Genomic DNA, 14364 nt, shown 5'->3' on the forward strand with positions numbered 1-14364 from the left:
TGCCTCGGCGCCGCACTCGACGTACTGACCCGCTCCGGGCAACCAGTCAGCCGGCGTTGGTGCCGGTCAACTGACGCTGAGGAAATGAATTGCCGCCGCGTCACCGTCACCTGCCTCAGGGGGAAGGCACGGATTTCAAACGGTGCTGGACCTTGGGCTGCAATTCGCCCGGACACGACGGGACCCCGCTCGCGGCTGTGCGTGGGGCGGCCTCGTCGGCCGCGGGCTGGTCAGTATGCGCCGCTGTCCCGTAGCTCACGCACTACCTGCTCCCGCATCTCCGGGCAGTACGCCTTCACGCCCATCAGCAGCAGTTCGTTCGCCTCTTCCTTCTGCCTGCCCCAGTCCGGCCCGTAGGGGTACAGACCGCCCTCGTCGAACATCCACTTCACGCTGTGACCCGCGCCCAGTGCGTCGCACCACTCCTGTGGAAAGTCGATGAGGTCACCATCGGATGGCTGGCGCTCGGCCCAGCTGCGCCACGAGGCAAGGTGCACGGCGTCGAGGAACTTGACTTCCTTGCTGACGTTCGGCGACGCCTTCGGCTTGGCAAGTGTCTTGTTGTCGCTGGTACTGCCGCAGGAAGCAAGCGAAGCGATCGCGGCAGCGGCGAGTAGCACGGTAGTGACGGTAGTAGTGACGCGGCGCATCGTGCCCCCAGGGTGTATGCAGTCGGTACGTGGCGTGCACGGTTGAACCAACCAAGGCCCACCGTCCGGATCGGCGGGGCCTTGGTCGAAGAGATCAGTAGTTGGCGTTGGCGATGACGTCGCCATCCTGGCCGTAGACGGTCACGAGTCCGTTGTTGGACTCGTAGCAGGACGTGAACGCAGAGGCGATGAGCTTCGCGTCACCCTGGTTGTCGCTCATGAGCCCGCCAGTGAAGTCGGTGTAGACCTCCGCCGAGTCCAGGATGTCGTTCCGCTTGTCCGCGCCGGTCACCTTCGTCACGTGCTGGACGGCCTTCTTCTCCGTGGCCGTACCGGACTTGGCTACGCAGGCCTTGAACTGCTCGGCCTGCGTCTTCGTCTTCTGCGCGGGCGTCGCCTTGGCCTTGGCGGAACCCGGCGTGCGGTCGGCGGTGACGGCCTTGTCCTTGGCACCGGTGTCGGTGGCGTCGCCGTTTCCGCCGCTGGCCGCGGCGGCGATGCCGATCAGAACGAAGAGGGCGACGACGCCGAGGCAGCCGAAGCCGACGATCTTCCCCGCCTTCGACTTCTTCGGCGGCTGCGGCTGGAACGGCGCAGTGCCGTAGCCCTGCTGCTGCGGGCCGCCCCAACCGGGCTGGGGCTGCTGCGGGTGCTGCTGCTGGCTCATGGTCCCTCCAGGGGATGTAGTAGATGCACCTTTCGGGTGCGTGTGACGTGTGAAGCGGGAATGTGCGTCAGGCCGCCCAGGCGGCGAGGGCGCCTGTGGCCCACAGCGGGACCAGGCGCGGGAGTTCGGTGCGCGGGACGGTGCCGCGCACGCAGCGCAGGCCGAGTTTGGCCAGGGAGTCGGCGGCCTCGTTGAGGGGGTGGCCCGCGTGTGCCTTCTCGTGGACGAACGTCAGGTGCGGGGTGTACTCGGCGAGCAACTGCAGCTTGAGCAGGCTGGGCTTGCGGCCCTGGGAGCGCAGGTGGGTGTCGTAGCCCTCGGGCATGTCCGTTCCACCCTGCTGCCAGCTGTGCAGATGCCGCAGCGCCTGCAGGTTGTCCACGCGGACCTCGATGGGCTGGCCGGGGTGCGTGTGGAGGACCGCCTTGAGGCCCCAGTACACGACGCGCAGTTCGGTGACGACGACGCGGGAGCGGGGGCGCGCGAGGTACTTCGGGTAGAGGTGGGCGCGCAGACCGGTGCGGCCGGTGGTGGCGAGGTAGCCGGAGGCCACCCGGTCGGGGCCGACCGAGGCGTCCGTGGCGAGCACGATCGGCCCGGCAACGGCCTTGACCTTGTCGTTCACGCACACCTGGCGGCGAGTGGAGGTGATGGGGCGGGGTGGGTGGGCGAGGGGAGAACGACGACTCATGACAGGCGTACCTCCTTGTTTTGGCATCGGAGCAGCGGGAGAGACGACGGGCACGGGTGACGCCCGCCGAGCGTGGTCGTGTCGGTCAGGCGCCGGCAGCGGTCGGCGGGTGGACCTGGCCGTAGACGGTGAGGAACAGCTCCAGGTCGGCGCGCTCGGCGGGCGCGGCGTGACCGGAGGCGAGGCGGGCGCGGGCCTCATGGTGGGCGCGACGCAGGTAGCCGCTGCGCTCCAGGTGGCGCCACAGGAGGCGAAATGCCTGCTGGTGGTCGTAGAGGGTGGTCTCGTAGGACGTGCCGGTGATGTGGCGGGCCTGGACCAGCAGGGCCCGGAAGTTCTCCCCGGCGTCGCGCTTGAGCAACTGCGCCAGGTGGCGGCTGTACACGGTCAATTCGGGCTCGCCCGTCTCGGTCAAGCAGGTTTCTCCACTCATGAGGCCTCGTCTGCTGTCCCAGGGCAGGCCGAAGCGGCCATAAACGGCCCCGGGGCGCTTCCAGCGACCGCGGCCGACCGGAAGCGTCTACAGATAAGCATCAGAATGAAAGCACTGTCAAACCTGTTTACCGAATTAGCCGGGGTGTACGATGGCCGCTGTCCCCGATGAGAGGTGAGAACACGTCATGGCCCAGCCGTCAGCCCAGGTGACAGCCGCGGAGATCTCCCGCATCGCGGGAGTCACACGCGCCACCGTCAGCAACTGGCGCCGCCGGCACGAAGACTTCCCAGCACCAGCCGGCGGCACCGAGACCAGCCCGCTCTACGACCTGGAAACCGTGCGCGCCTGGCTGAGCTCCCGCGGCCAAACCACCGCCGCCGCCCCCGCCGAGGAGCTGCGCACCCAGCTGCGACTGCGCCCCGCGGGCGCCGACTCGGCCGTACCGCTGCTCCCCCTGGTCCTCGCCACCTCCCGGTGGTCCCCGAACGACCTGACCGCTCTGTCCGAGCTACCGGATGCTGACGTCGCCGCACGCGCGGACGCCGCCGTCGCCGAGCTCGCCGACACTGTGCCGCAGACCGAGGCCGCCCCCTTCACGGCAGCCGACGCAGGCATCGTGCGGGCGCTGATCCACTGCGTACGGGAGGAAGGCACCCAGGCCGCCCTCGACGTACTCGCCGAGCGGGAACTGGAGGACAGCGCCTCCACCGGTACCTACCAGACCCCCGACCGGCTGGCCGACCTCATGGCACGCCTGCTACCCGCGGACACAGCCCGGGTCCTGGACCCCGCGTGCGGCAGCGGCACCCTGCTGGCCGCCGCCGCACGCCACGGCGCCAACAAGCTGTACGGCCAGGACACCCTGCTGGTGCAGGCCCAACGCAGCGCGGTGCGCCTGCTGCTGGCCGCGCCCGATGCGACGGTGGCCGTGCAGGCCGGCGACAGCCTGCGCCACGACGCGTTCCCACAGCCCCCCGTCGACGCGGTGCTGTGCAACCCGCCCTACGGCGACCGCGACTGGGGCCACGACGAGCTGGCCTACGACCCCCGCTGGGCCTACGGTGTTCCGCCGCGCATGGAATCCGAACTCGCCTGGACCCAACACGCCCTGGCCCACCTGCGCCCCGGCGGGTATGCGGTGCTGCTACTGCCCCCCGCCACCGCCGCACGCTCCTCAGGCCGCCGCGTGCGCGCCGAACTGGTGCGTGGCGGCACCCTGCGCGCCGTCGTCGCCCTGCCGTCCGGCGCGGCCGCGCCCCTGCACATCGGACTCCAGCTGTGGATCCTGCAGACCCCGGAGCCGGACGGCCCGGACCACACCTCGGTGCTGTTTGTGGACGCAGACGCCGAGCGTCAGCAGGACAGGCCACCCAGCCGGGCCGGGAGCACACTCAGCTCGTCCGGGACGCGCCGACGCCGCGACGCCCTCGACTGGGACGAATTGACCGACACCGTGCTGGACCACTGGACGGCCTTCCGCGCCAGCCCGGAGTCCTTCTCCGACGAGCCCGGCATCGCCCGGGCAGTCCCCGTACTGGACCTCCTCGACGAGGTCGTCGACCTCACCCCAGCCCGCCAGGTCCGTGCCCTGCCCGCCGACATCGACCCAGCTCAGGTAGCACGGCAGGCCGATCACCACCGCAAGCAGTTGACCGAGCACGCCGGCCTCCTTGCCCAGGCCGCTCAGGGCACGTGGCAGCCTACCGGCGACTCCCCACGGCAGTGGCGCACGGTCACCGTCTCCGACCTCGCCCGCGGCGGCGCCCTGGAGATCCTGCGGGCGGCGACCGACTCCCGGGAGAAGACCGAGGGCGCGCTATGGAGGGCCGAGAACGCCGGACGGCTGGTTCTCTACGGCACCGACATCACAGACGGCCTACCCGCCTCCAGCACGTTCCTCGACAGCGTGCCCTTGAAGTCGTCACCGGTCATCGCCGAAGGGGACATTCTGGTACGCATGTTCCCAGGGGACGGCATGAGCACGGCCCGACTGGCCGACGAACAAGACATCGGTGTGCTGCTCGGGCATGACCTCTACCTCCTGCGTCCCGACCCGACACGATTGGACCCCTGGTTCCTCGCGGGCTTCGTCGGCGCGCACGACAACATCACCGGGGCATCCACCGGCAGCACCTCCGTCCACCTCCAACCCGGCCGGCTGCGCGTACCGCTGTTGCCCCTGCAGGAGCAACACCGCTACGGCGAGGCCTTCCGCCGCGTCCACGAACTACGCACTGCCGCCCGCCAGACCACCGAACTGGCTCATGGGTACGCGGATCTCCTGACCACCGGACTGACAGCGGGTGCACTGCTCCCACCCGAGACTGCATCGACCTGACGCACTGGCACACTTCTTCACTCATCAACCACACTCGGCCATACCCGCCTCCTCGCCCGGCGAGGCGGCTCGGAAGGAACTCGGGGAACCTTGAACCTGCGGAACTAGCCCGCGGCTGGTTGGGCATGGACGAACCCCGTCGATCCTGTGGACGAGCCGTTACAGATCGCCGCTCCACTTCTCGGCGAGAATCTCCAATCTCGCCGAAATCTTCCCAACTCCCTGAAATATTAGGCACAATGGGGCTGTAGCTGATCTAAAGGGGGTACCGGTGGCAGATCAAGAGTCGCCTCGAGTCCTACGGCTCACGTTCGAATTCCACGTGCCTGTCGGCCTGCGCGTGAACATTCGCGGCGAACGCATGAAGGCGGCCGCGGAGGCATTCACCAGCGCCGTGCAAGTCCTGGCCAGTCAGGTGTTCCCATGGGCCTCCAAGATGAGGGTCCGTACCGAGTGGTCATACGCCTGGTACGACGACCAGCCCGAGCCTGTCCAGCTGCCGGCCACGGAAAAGAACACGCCCTCCAGGTAGTGGGGCCGACTGGCCGGAGACCGGCTGGACCACGGACAGGTACAGGCAGTACCTGGAGGGAGTACACGACTGCGCGCAGAAACGCGGCGTCCTCGGTGGACCTATGAAACCGGCGGCGCCGTCCGCTCCTCATCCGCTGTCGTCGGCGGCACCGTTTTATGTCGGCAGCAACGACGGCATTGGCAAGATGTGGTGTGGGCGGGGTGATGGTGCTTACTGCAGTTCTCTCTGGAGAGGGATGCCGGCATGGAGATTGAGCAGGGGGCTTTGGCGCGGGACGAGGAGGGCCTGGCTGCGGTCGAGGAAACCGACGCGCTTAGAGTTGCCGCTGAACTCCGCCTGACCCTCGACCGTCCGGAACATGCCGCGGACGCGGCAGCGAGTGCCTTGGACCCGTACGCCAGCGACAGTCTCGAGCGCGCGCGCCCGCTCACCGCCCTCGCCGAGAGCACTGGCCTTCAAGGGCGCTTGGTGGACGCAGTCGGACTCGCGCTCGAGGCCGTCCGCTTGTATGACCACCATGCCCCACTGCCCCCGCACCGGGACATTGAGCTGGCCCAAACGTTGTGCATCCTGGCAGATCTCCACAGTGCCCTTGGCGAACACCAGAAGGCCGAGGAGTGCGCTGGCCGGGCTGCAGGCATCGTGTACCGCCAGTGGCTGGTTGACGCACCCGCCCGATACAGCCTTTTCATGCAGGTCCTGCACAAACTGGTCGCCTATGCGGTCGACGCCGCCGACCTTGCGGCCGCTGTCGAAGGTGCCAAACTGCGCGTCACAGCTGTGAGGGGGCATGTTGACGCACCCCTGGAAGAACTCGCTGGTTTTCTGGGCGAGCTCGGGAGCCTTCAGGCGAGGCACGGTGCTCACGTTGACGCGATGGCAACGTTCACCGAGGCGGGCGAGTTGGTATCCGGCCGCCCCTACGACCGTGCGGTCCTAGACGCCCGCAGATCCTCCGCCTTGCACAACTTGGGCAGGACCACCGAGGCTGTGCAGCTGTCGAAGTACGCCATCGACGTGCTCAGTCCGGTCGAGAAAGAACCCTCGCATCTCCTGCTTCCCTGGCTCGGCCACCTCCACCACGACCTCAGTACCTACCTAAAGGCCAAGCAGCGCCCTCGAGAAGCCCTCAGAGAGGCCGACCACGCCGTGAGCGTCTACGAGCGTGTCGCGGCTGACAACCCGGCAGAGCACCGAGAACAACTCGTCTCGACTCTGACTTTGGCGGGTGCGCTGTTGGACGAACTAGGGGAAACGGAGCAAGCCCGCCGCATGCGGATACGTTTGCAGGACATCCGGCAGGAGACAGGCGACTCCCGGATCGCGGCGCCGGTGAAGGACGTACGGCACATCGCGGCAACGCTGCGCCGCCCTCGATGATGAGCTGCTCCGGTACCGCGTGCGGGAGCTGCGCCGTGGTGGCGGATGTGGCGTTATGGGGCCTGGTGCCGCTCGCCCTACCGATGAGCGGCCTGGTGTCCGGCCGTGGCGACCTCAGCGATGTGCTCCTCGATGCGCCTACGGACCGGCGACTCGTCCCTGCAGCAGTCACCAAGTGTGCGGAGGAACCTCAGCCCCACTTCGTCGTCTGGTTCGAAGCCGGCGGACGCTGTGACGTCCTCGTAGTATTCGAGGTCCCCTTCGAGAGCGATCTCAGGGAGTTCGTCGAGACCACCGATCAGGGCGTGGACGACGTTGACCCAGAACCGGGAGGCGTCCGTCTGCTCGACGGCGAAATCAACAAGGTCTTGACTCGACAATGTGAGGTCACTGTTCCAGTTCTCCTCTGAGAAGTACTCCCAGTAGGTGTTGAGGCCCGGCCGTATCTGTCCGATACTCTGGCTTCCCCCGCCGCTGGAGATGTCTCCGCCCTCGAAGCCGTAGGACTCCGTGAGGAAGCCACGGTTCAGCTGGATCTCCTCTCGCCCACAGGGATGACCACCCAGTCGCCGTCGCACGCGGCGGCGAGGTACGGCGTGCTGTTGATGTCGAGGCGCAGTGGTGCCAGGTCGTCGTGTCGGCGAATGAGGTCCTCGTTCGCGGACTCGTAGTCCTCCCAGTCCTCTCCGTACAGGCCCTCCCAGGTGTTCTCCCCGGGGCTGGAGGTGAAGCGGATGGCGTCGGCCACGGCGTGCGGGGCGGAGGTCGAGATCTCCACGGAGGCGGTGAGCGGGAAGACGAGCAGGTCCGGGACCGCGGCGAGGGCGAGGGCGAGCGGGTCGCTCCCGGGCTCGAAGGTGCCTAGCACTGTTATCGCGTCCTGAGCCGGGCCTTGGTCCTTCAGCAGTTGAAGGACCCCGTCACGCACACACAGCGCAAACTCAGCCTCTTCGCCCCCGACGGGTGACACACAGACGGTCAGGAACGACTCGAGTGGCATGGTGGAAACGGCGTGCCGCCAGCCCATCCCGAACAGGCCGGGCCCGTCGTAGATGGCCACGAGCCTGTATGCGTCGTCGTCCTGCCCCACGGTCTGCGGCGGTTGTATGGGGAGGATCCCGGGCCGGGGACCCCCGTAGTGCCTGATGACCAGTTCGCGGGGGTCCGGTCCAGCACCCGCGTAAAAGGCGAGGGCGTGCCCTCGGACGAGCAACTGATCGTTCCAGCGCAGTTCCACGCGATTCCTGTCGTACAGCGATGCCAGAAGGAACTGCCGCGCCCGACGGGCGTTGAGGCGCTGTACGGATGGCCAGGACACGTCCGCGTCCGCGTACAGCGGGAGGGCATCCCCGTCGCCGTTTCCATCGGCTCGCTCTGGGGCTTGCGCGTCCTCGTCCTCGAAGTCGTCGTCCGACTCATCGAAAACGCTCTGCGACTGATCAATGACGGCCCGCCCCGGGCGGGGGTTGGGGAACACCGACGCCAGCAACGCCGTCTTGAAGTGGGCGCTGAAGAGCTTGGTGCTGGCCCGCTCGAAGCGGTCCACGGGGCGGGCCAGCAATCGGCCGTCCGCCGTCCGGTAGAAGGCGACGTTGACCTCCTTCGCCAGCCATGCGTCGAGTTCGTAGGTCGTGCCCAGGTCCCCGTCCGGGGTGATCTCGGCTGTTCCGAATAGAGCCTGGGCCTCGGTCCAATCAACCGACTCCAGGCCCTCAACGGCCGCGGCCGCCGCGCTGAGCCGCTCATCCTGTTCCTCGAAGACCCGGTCGGGGATGACGACGCCGACGACGTAACAGCCGTTGCCGACGACTCGCCAGGTGGAGGTGAGTGCATAGGAGGCGCCCAGGAGCACGTCTTCGGCGGCGTCGCAGACCAAGGCGTCGAGCTCCGAGTCGTCCCCCGGACCAATGCCGGAAGGCAGGCCAGGTATGCCGAGCACCTCCACAGTGTCGGTGTTGCAGGGCTGCTCCGAGATCACCGCGATCGAGTAGGTGCCGGAGCTCCGGTCGCGCTCGACGCGGGCGTAGGACGAGTTGACAGTGTCTTCGAGGTCCACGGGGTCTTCTTCCTTTTCGCGCGCCGTCTGGCGGGGAGGACCGGTGCGGACGGCGCTCCTCTTCCGCACCCGCAGATAGGGCAGGACACGCCCGCGCACCGGGTCGGACGAGGCAGGCCTTTCACGCGGCCAGCGGCCCCCGCAGTCGGGGCAGGCGTACAGCGACGGCTCCGGGTGCACCTCGTGGACGATGACGTGCAGGGCCCGGTTCGTCGCCGGGCGACCACCGGGCTCACGCGCCGCGCCGGTACCCGGCGGAGGTTCTGTCTGGAGTGATGCGGCGCAGTGCGGGCATTGCGGGGGTGGGGCCACGGCGGCACTCCTCGGGTTGGTACAGAGACACCTCGGCAGACCCCTTGGAGGTCTGTGCCTGCCGCCAAGGGGCGCCGAGGTGGTCGGATCTGGTTCTGAGGGACACGGCAACCCGAACGGCCGGGTCAGTCCTGCCGGGATCGCCTGGTTGCCTGCCAGCCGCGGGTTGATGCCTCCTCGGCTCCAGAGCAGGAAAGCAGCCGCCATGTCGTTGCCGGCCAGGCGAACACCGCGTCCTGGTCGAACTGCTGTCCCAGTACGCGTGCTTCGCCGTCCCTCAGGCCGACAATCGCTGCGCTGTCCTTGGTGTGTCGACCGTCCGCGTCACCGCCCACAGCCAGGCCAGAACGGAAGTCCTCGTCGGCGCAGCAGACCGAGCAGCTCTTGGGCGTGTTCGTTGTCCTGCCGGGAAGCGGAGCCGCCACCAGGGCGCAGTAGCCGACACCCGATGGGCTCGAGATCATCTCCTTCAGTCCCGCAGGCTGATCGTCCCCCGCCGTCTGTGCCCGTCGAACTTCGATCGGTCGACCGGCGGACGCGGAGCCGGCTTGGCCGCGGCAAGCATGATGACCTCCCGCCCGGACAAAGCCATACGCCACTGCCCGAGATCAGGCCTGCCTCCGTACTGTCCCGCTGCCTGGCCGAGGAGACGCCGAACAGCGGCCTCTTGACGCTCATCGAGCACGCCGGGCTGCGGCACAAAAGGCTTGTCGGGTGCCGCGTACGCATCCATGGAGAGGATGCGGCACACCGCCAACGCCGCCTTGTACCGGTCACTGTCAACAGTGACCATCCCGGGTGGGGCCTTCGGGTCGTTCCAGTCGATCGTGTCCGCCTGGGCGAGTACCGGTGCACGGCCCGTGAGCCGGGCGCCGTCGCAGTCCAGAAGATATACGGCCGGCACAGGCCGTACCGTCCACAGTACGTTCGCCTGGGAGAGGTCACCGAGCACAAGACCCATGGTGTGCAGCCGCTCGAGCAACTCGACGAGGGCGACAACCAGCGCATGCCGCTCCGCCGGGTTCGGCTGTGCCACCGACTGCCAGGCAGCTTTCGGGCTGCGCAGCAGATAGGCGAGTTCGGTGAGCTTGGTACCGCCGTTCGGTGTGTGCCAGGTCATCGTGGCAGGCGCCTGATTCATCAGGAATCCGGTCACGCGGCCGCCGTTGGTGACACGGCACAGCGGCCAGGCCGCCTCCGTGTCCAGCTGGTCCCGCTGTCCCGGGTCTAGGACCCTCCTGATGTCTACCAGTGCGGCCAAGGCGTCGCCGTCGACTCGGTGGGGCTCGCGGTAGCTCTTGTAGAGAACCCCCGGTCGGCCTTCGACGGTGTGCACCTCACCTTGGCCGCCGTCGCCGACGCGGTCGAGGAGCCGCAGTGAGGCGAGCGCGACGTCGGCGCCGTTCTCGTGACTCATGCCGCGCCGTCCCAGAGGCAGATCGCGGTGCGGTCGTCGTCGTACGACTTCACTCGGAACTGCACCTGCCAGAGGAAGTCAGCGGGCTCCGGGGCCATGCCCGTTCCCCAGGCATCACTGAGGAATTCGCGCATCCCTGCGTCCCCGGCCAGCGGCGTGGACAGTCCGTCCGTGCACAGGACGAGGACGTCGCCGGGCGCGGCCGAGTTGAAAATGCGGGTCTCGGCGTATCTTCCCCCCGGCAACGCCGCCGTCTTGGTGTCTATCACTCCCATCCCGCCGGCCTGCTCTTCGAACAGGTCGACATTCCAGACCCCGTCCCGTAGCCGGGCGACACCGCCATCCCCGACGGCAAAAAAGCCGCGGTTGCGTACTGTCGGGTCCAGGGGGACCAGCAGTGCGCGAAGTGTCGTGGCGTACTCCTCAGGCGGGTGCCCACGCCGGGCCGCGATCTGGGCGAGGGCCTCGGCCGTACTGCCCACCGCGGAGTTCACCAGTGCGGTGAATCTCATCTCATCCCCGTCGCGCACCACGCACAGCAGGTCGTCGACACTCCGCTGGAGAAAATGGGCAATGTGCCTGCACGCTTCATTGGAACCGACGTGCGAGCGACTTGCCGAACCCACCCCGTCGGCGACAGCGAGCAGAAGCAGACCGTCGTCCTCGCCCCCGAGCCGGGCGACGCACAGCGCGTCTTGGCGGGGCTCTCTCCCATACCGGTGCGAGTCACCTCGGACGGACGCAGCGCGCACGACCAATGGCCCGTGAGAGGCGCCATCCACGACGATGTCGGGAAGCACAGCACCATCGACATCGTCACCAACCGACGGCAGGGCCCCTGGACGAGGGAGGTACGACGGAGGCCGGGGCCCACTGTGCTGGGGGACGCCCAGCACAACGACGGGATCGCGTCGAGGCTCCTGCGTCGTATTGGACGGTGGTGAGGGCGGCGTTGCGGGCGCGTTCTCCGCCACTGCCTCGGGCACTGGCCCGGGGGGAGCAAGAAGTTCCCGTATGTTCGGCCTTCTCACTTCTGCAGGATGCGAACCGACCGCCTCGTCAGGCACGTTCGGGAGCTGCCGTCCGGTATCCACGTTCTCATGGTGCATGGCCGGCCTCAGAGCTTGTCGAGGGAAACGGTCGAAAATCCGGGCACGGTTTCATCGACAGCGAGGGCGAACCCACCACTCCCGTCCGCGGGAATACTGCTCGCGGACCGTACGATCGACCGTGTGAGGCTGGCCGCGAACTCACGCAGGGCCTGGGCGGGAGACACGCTGGCGTCCTGCTGCATGAACGCCCGGAAATTGGCCACCTGGCTGATGGTCCCTGGGTCGGCTTCACCAATGCCGAAAGCGATGATCTTCGGGCCGTACCGGGCTTGCACAAGCTCCTTGTGGGCCTGCTCCCAGCCCGCGTCCGTGGGAATGCCGTCCGAGAGGAAGAAGACGACGGGGCGGTAGACCTCGTGCCCTTGTCCCTTCAGGGTCGTGACGTCCCCCTCGATGCACCGCAGGAGCGCGCGGAAGGCCTCGCCGTATGCCGTCAGTCCACCGCCCGCCAATGCGGGCAACGAGTCGATGTCGCTCAGGTCCACCAACGGCTGAAGCACCTTCGCATCGTCCGAGAAGCCGATCAGGCAGAACCTGGTCTTGTCGGCGACCGTCGGGTTGGTGCTGATCTCCTGATGCAGTTCAGGCAAGGCCTGATTCATGGCATCGATGTTGGAACCGATCATGGAACCCGACTCATCACAGACCAGGTAGAAAGGAAGGATCTGCACGCTTACGCACCTCCGGGCGGGTGGTGATCAGTAGCTGTAGAAGTAGATCTCGATGTCGGCGTGGCCCGCGGAGGCCCCGCCCTTCCAGAAGTCACGCGTGGTTGCGCCCTTGAACATATCGGGACGGGCCTTTTCCAACAGCGCATTGACCTCGTGGGCGTACTCACCACCAGGACCGGGGTCCGTGTGGCGTCCGAACGTCAGGACGAAGGCCGCCTGCCGACCGGCGTATGGAGCGGTCACGCTGCGCAGTCGTCGCACGATGCGGTCCCGGTCGCCCGGTGCTGCGTCGATGGACACGTTCACCGGCTTCCGCATCACCGCACGCGGCCCGGTGTGGGAGGGCTGGGGTTTCGGCGAAGCCGACGCCATTGGGATGTGCGGCTTCGCGGAGCTTGCGGCCTTGACCGGGTCGCCTTGGTCGCCCATGGCGACCAAGGCGAGGACCAGGAGCATGTCCGCGAAGAGCCAGCCTGCAAGGTGCAGCGGGTTGAGTCTCCCGCCGCGGGCGGTGCCGGCGCTCACCGCGACGTGACCGGAATCGGGACCACGCCGTCGGCGGAGGAGGCACCAGGCTCGTTCGGCCTGGGCAGGTCGACCACCAGCTCCGCGAACCGCTCCGCCGCCTCGCGCAGCGCGCGCGTCTGATCGTCCAGTCGCAGAACTGCCTGCTGCGAGGCGGCGACAGCCCGCGCGGTCTCCTCGGTCACCTGCGCAAGGCGATCGAGCACCTGTGCCGATACGTCCGTAGCGACTTCCGTCGCCGTGGTGAACGAGCGCTGCGAAGCGGCCAGGACCTGAACCGAGTCCTCGACCCGCTCGCCGGCGCGGGCCAGAGCGTCACGGACTTCGCCGTTGAGACCGCGTACATCCTCAAGCGCCTGACGAACCATGACGCCACTACCGTTCACCGCAGCCTCGACGCGCTGCCCGGCCGCCTCCAGCGGAACTGCCAGCGAGGACACGGCCTTCCCGACCTCAGCCCCGTTGGTGCGCACGGCGGTTTCGATACGTCCGGCAGCCTCCTCCAACGGTCGCACGGCACCATCGACACCGGCGAGCCTGCGCTCGGCGCTGTCCACCGCGTCGCTCACGGTGGTTGCGGCTGACGCCAGGTGCTTCTGGGTTCTGATCGCCTTGTCTCCCAAGCGTCCCAGCGTCGCAGCCGCTCCGGTCAGCTCCGCGGCAAAACGGACCGGGGAGGACAGCCGCTGCTCGTTCAACACCAGTTGTGCCCGGGTCAGGATGGGCACGAGCTGGGCCATGAGGTTGTCGGCCGCGTGCTGAGAGGTGGTCTCCCGCCGGTCGTTCTGGGCTCGGCGTGCGCCATGTGCTGCCGCCAGCAGAAAGAGCAGCAGGATCGCGCCCGTGGCCGTGCCGGCGACATGCCCGAACGTGAACCAGCCGGTCAGCCTGCCCTCGAAGCCGGACTGCCAGAGCTGGAGAAACGGCCGGGCCGCCATCTTCGGGTCTGAGCCGATCAACGCTTCGTAGGCGCTGGAGGCCTTCGTCAACCCGAACCAGGTCAGCAGCAGCGGCACGAAGACCAACGCGCCGAGTACGGCTTCCAGCCAGCTCCAGAACTGCCTTCGCGGTTCATCGCGGACGATCGCGCTCAGGCTTTCGGGGCGGGCGAACGCATGAAGGAGGTCAAGCTCGGTCCACTGCTCCAATGCCGAGCCGCTCTGGCCCTGGAAGGCGTCCGCGAGCAGCCTCAGCTCGTCACGCCTCGAAGCAAGTCCTGGCTGGTCAGCGATGTCTCTGATTTGTTTGGCGACCGCAGAACGGTCTGCCACAGCCCCTACGGGCATTACCACCCCTATGAAAGATCACGAAGCGACAGCGGATTGATCACTGCCTGATCGGCATGACAACGCGCCTGCTCAGCCCGTCCTGAGAACTCCCCATTCCCGGTCACGGAGCGCCGATGTTAGCGCAAGGCGTGGCGGGAATTACACTGTCCGGAACATCTCGGTGACAGCAGAAACCGGGCATGAACAGGGCGAGTGTCGGTCTCTGATTCACGGAACGGCGACAGGCGAGAGCCAGCCGGAGTCGTCCCGCACAGGTCTTCGCAGGGACGCGTAAAGCGCACCTCT

General features: G+C 67.7%; 14 protein-coding genes. 2 read left to right on the plus strand and 12 right to left on the minus strand.

Going from position 1 to position 14364, the window contains the following annotated elements:
• Positions 1–230: 230 nt before the first annotated feature.
• The 4 genes from RV983_RS07155 to RV983_RS07170 form a co-directional block, all read right to left on the minus strand.
• On the minus strand, positions 231–620 hold the full coding sequence (locus RV983_RS07155) for a hypothetical protein (protein ID WP_475984943.1): 390 nt from the start codon (positions 618–620) through the stop codon (positions 231–233).
• A 124-nt stretch (positions 621–744) separates the two neighbouring features.
• Complete coding sequence (locus tag RV983_RS07160) at positions 745–1317, minus strand: hypothetical protein (protein ID WP_475984944.1); 573 nt, start codon at positions 1315–1317, stop codon at positions 745–747.
• Between the two features lie 67 nt (positions 1318–1384).
• Positions 1385–2008, minus strand: coding sequence for a hypothetical protein (locus tag RV983_RS07165; protein WP_475984945.1), 624 nt, complete (start codon positions 2006–2008; stop codon positions 1385–1387).
• 85 nt (positions 2009–2093) lie between these two features.
• A complete protein-coding gene (locus RV983_RS07170) occupies positions 2094–2423 on the minus strand; it encodes a hypothetical protein (protein WP_475984946.1) in 330 nt (109 codons plus the stop codon).
• A gap of 205 nt (positions 2424–2628) precedes the next feature.
• Here RV983_RS07170 and RV983_RS07175 point away from each other — a divergent pair, with 205 nt between their 5' ends.
• Together RV983_RS07175 and RV983_RS07180 are read left to right on the plus strand one after the other, a co-directional pair.
• A complete protein-coding gene (locus RV983_RS07175; protein WP_475984947.1) occupies positions 2629–4782 on the plus strand; it encodes an N-6 DNA methylase in 2154 nt (717 codons plus the stop codon).
• A 778-nt stretch (positions 4783–5560) separates the two neighbouring features.
• On the plus strand, positions 5561–6697 hold the full coding sequence (locus tag RV983_RS07180; RefSeq protein WP_475984948.1) for a hypothetical protein: 1137 nt from the start codon (positions 5561–5563) through the stop codon (positions 6695–6697).
• A gap of 77 nt (positions 6698–6774) precedes the next feature.
• On the opposite strand, the gene RV983_RS07185 is transcribed toward RV983_RS07180, so the two are convergent.
• From RV983_RS07185 to RV983_RS07220, 8 genes are all read right to left on the minus strand, one after another.
• Positions 6775–7275 carry a hypothetical protein gene (locus RV983_RS07185; protein ID WP_475984949.1) on the minus strand — a complete coding sequence of 167 codons (501 nt, stop codon included), beginning with the start codon at positions 7273–7275 and terminating at the stop codon, positions 6775–6777.
• Complete coding sequence (locus tag RV983_RS07190) at positions 7224–8753, minus strand: hypothetical protein (RefSeq protein WP_475984950.1); 1530 nt, start codon at positions 8751–8753, stop codon at positions 7224–7226. Before RV983_RS07190 ends, RV983_RS07185 begins: the two co-directional genes overlap by 52 nt.
• 437 nt (positions 8754–9190) lie before the next feature.
• Positions 9191–9529 (minus strand): DUF3293 domain-containing protein, encoded by a 339-nt coding sequence (locus RV983_RS07195; protein ID WP_475984951.1) that lies wholly within the window; start codon positions 9527–9529, stop codon positions 9191–9193.
• A 5-nt stretch (positions 9530–9534) separates the two neighbouring features.
• The gene (locus RV983_RS07200; protein ID WP_475984952.1) at positions 9535–10401 is read right to left on the minus strand and encodes a hypothetical protein; all 867 of its coding nucleotides are present in this window, start codon (positions 10399–10401) and stop codon (positions 9535–9537) included.
• A 77-nt stretch (positions 10402–10478) separates the two neighbouring features.
• Complete coding sequence (locus RV983_RS07205) at positions 10479–11282, minus strand: PP2C family serine/threonine-protein phosphatase (protein WP_475984953.1); 804 nt, start codon at positions 11280–11282, stop codon at positions 10479–10481.
• Between the two features lie 317 nt (positions 11283–11599).
• On the minus strand, positions 11600–12265 hold the full coding sequence (locus tag RV983_RS07210) for a vWA domain-containing protein (protein WP_475984954.1): 666 nt from the start codon (positions 12263–12265) through the stop codon (positions 11600–11602).
• 27 nt (positions 12266–12292) lie between these two features.
• On the minus strand, positions 12293–12790 hold the full coding sequence (locus RV983_RS07215; protein ID WP_475984955.1) for a hypothetical protein: 498 nt from the start codon (positions 12788–12790) through the stop codon (positions 12293–12295).
• Positions 12787–14061, minus strand: coding sequence for a methyl-accepting chemotaxis protein (locus RV983_RS07220; protein ID WP_475984956.1), 1275 nt, complete (start codon positions 14059–14061; stop codon positions 12787–12789). Before RV983_RS07220 ends, RV983_RS07215 begins: the two co-directional genes overlap by 4 nt.
• Between the last annotated feature and the right edge of the window lie 303 nt (positions 14062–14364).

The sequence above is a fragment of the Streptomyces sp. RLA123 genome (assembly GCF_056270165.1).

Bases quoted from the DNA above. Each gene is read 5' to 3' on its own strand.
- RV983_RS07195 (WP_475984951.1), bottom strand. From the start codon at position 9,529: ATGATCTCGAGCCCATCGGGTGTCGGCTACTGCGCCCTGGTGGCGGCT.
- RV983_RS07165 (WP_475984945.1), bottom strand. From the start codon at position 2,008: ATGAGTCGTCGTTCTCCCCTCGCCCACCCACCCCGCCCCATCACCTCC.
- RV983_RS07160 (WP_475984944.1), bottom strand. From the start codon at position 1,317: ATGAGCCAGCAGCAGCACCCGCAGCAGCCCCAGCCCGGTTGGGGCGGC.
- RV983_RS07175 (WP_475984947.1), top strand. From the start codon at position 2,629: ATGGCCCAGCCGTCAGCCCAGGTGACAGCCGCGGAGATCTCCCGCATC.
- RV983_RS07180 (WP_475984948.1), top strand. From the start codon at position 5,561: ATGGAGATTGAGCAGGGGGCTTTGGCGCGGGACGAGGAGGGCCTGGCT.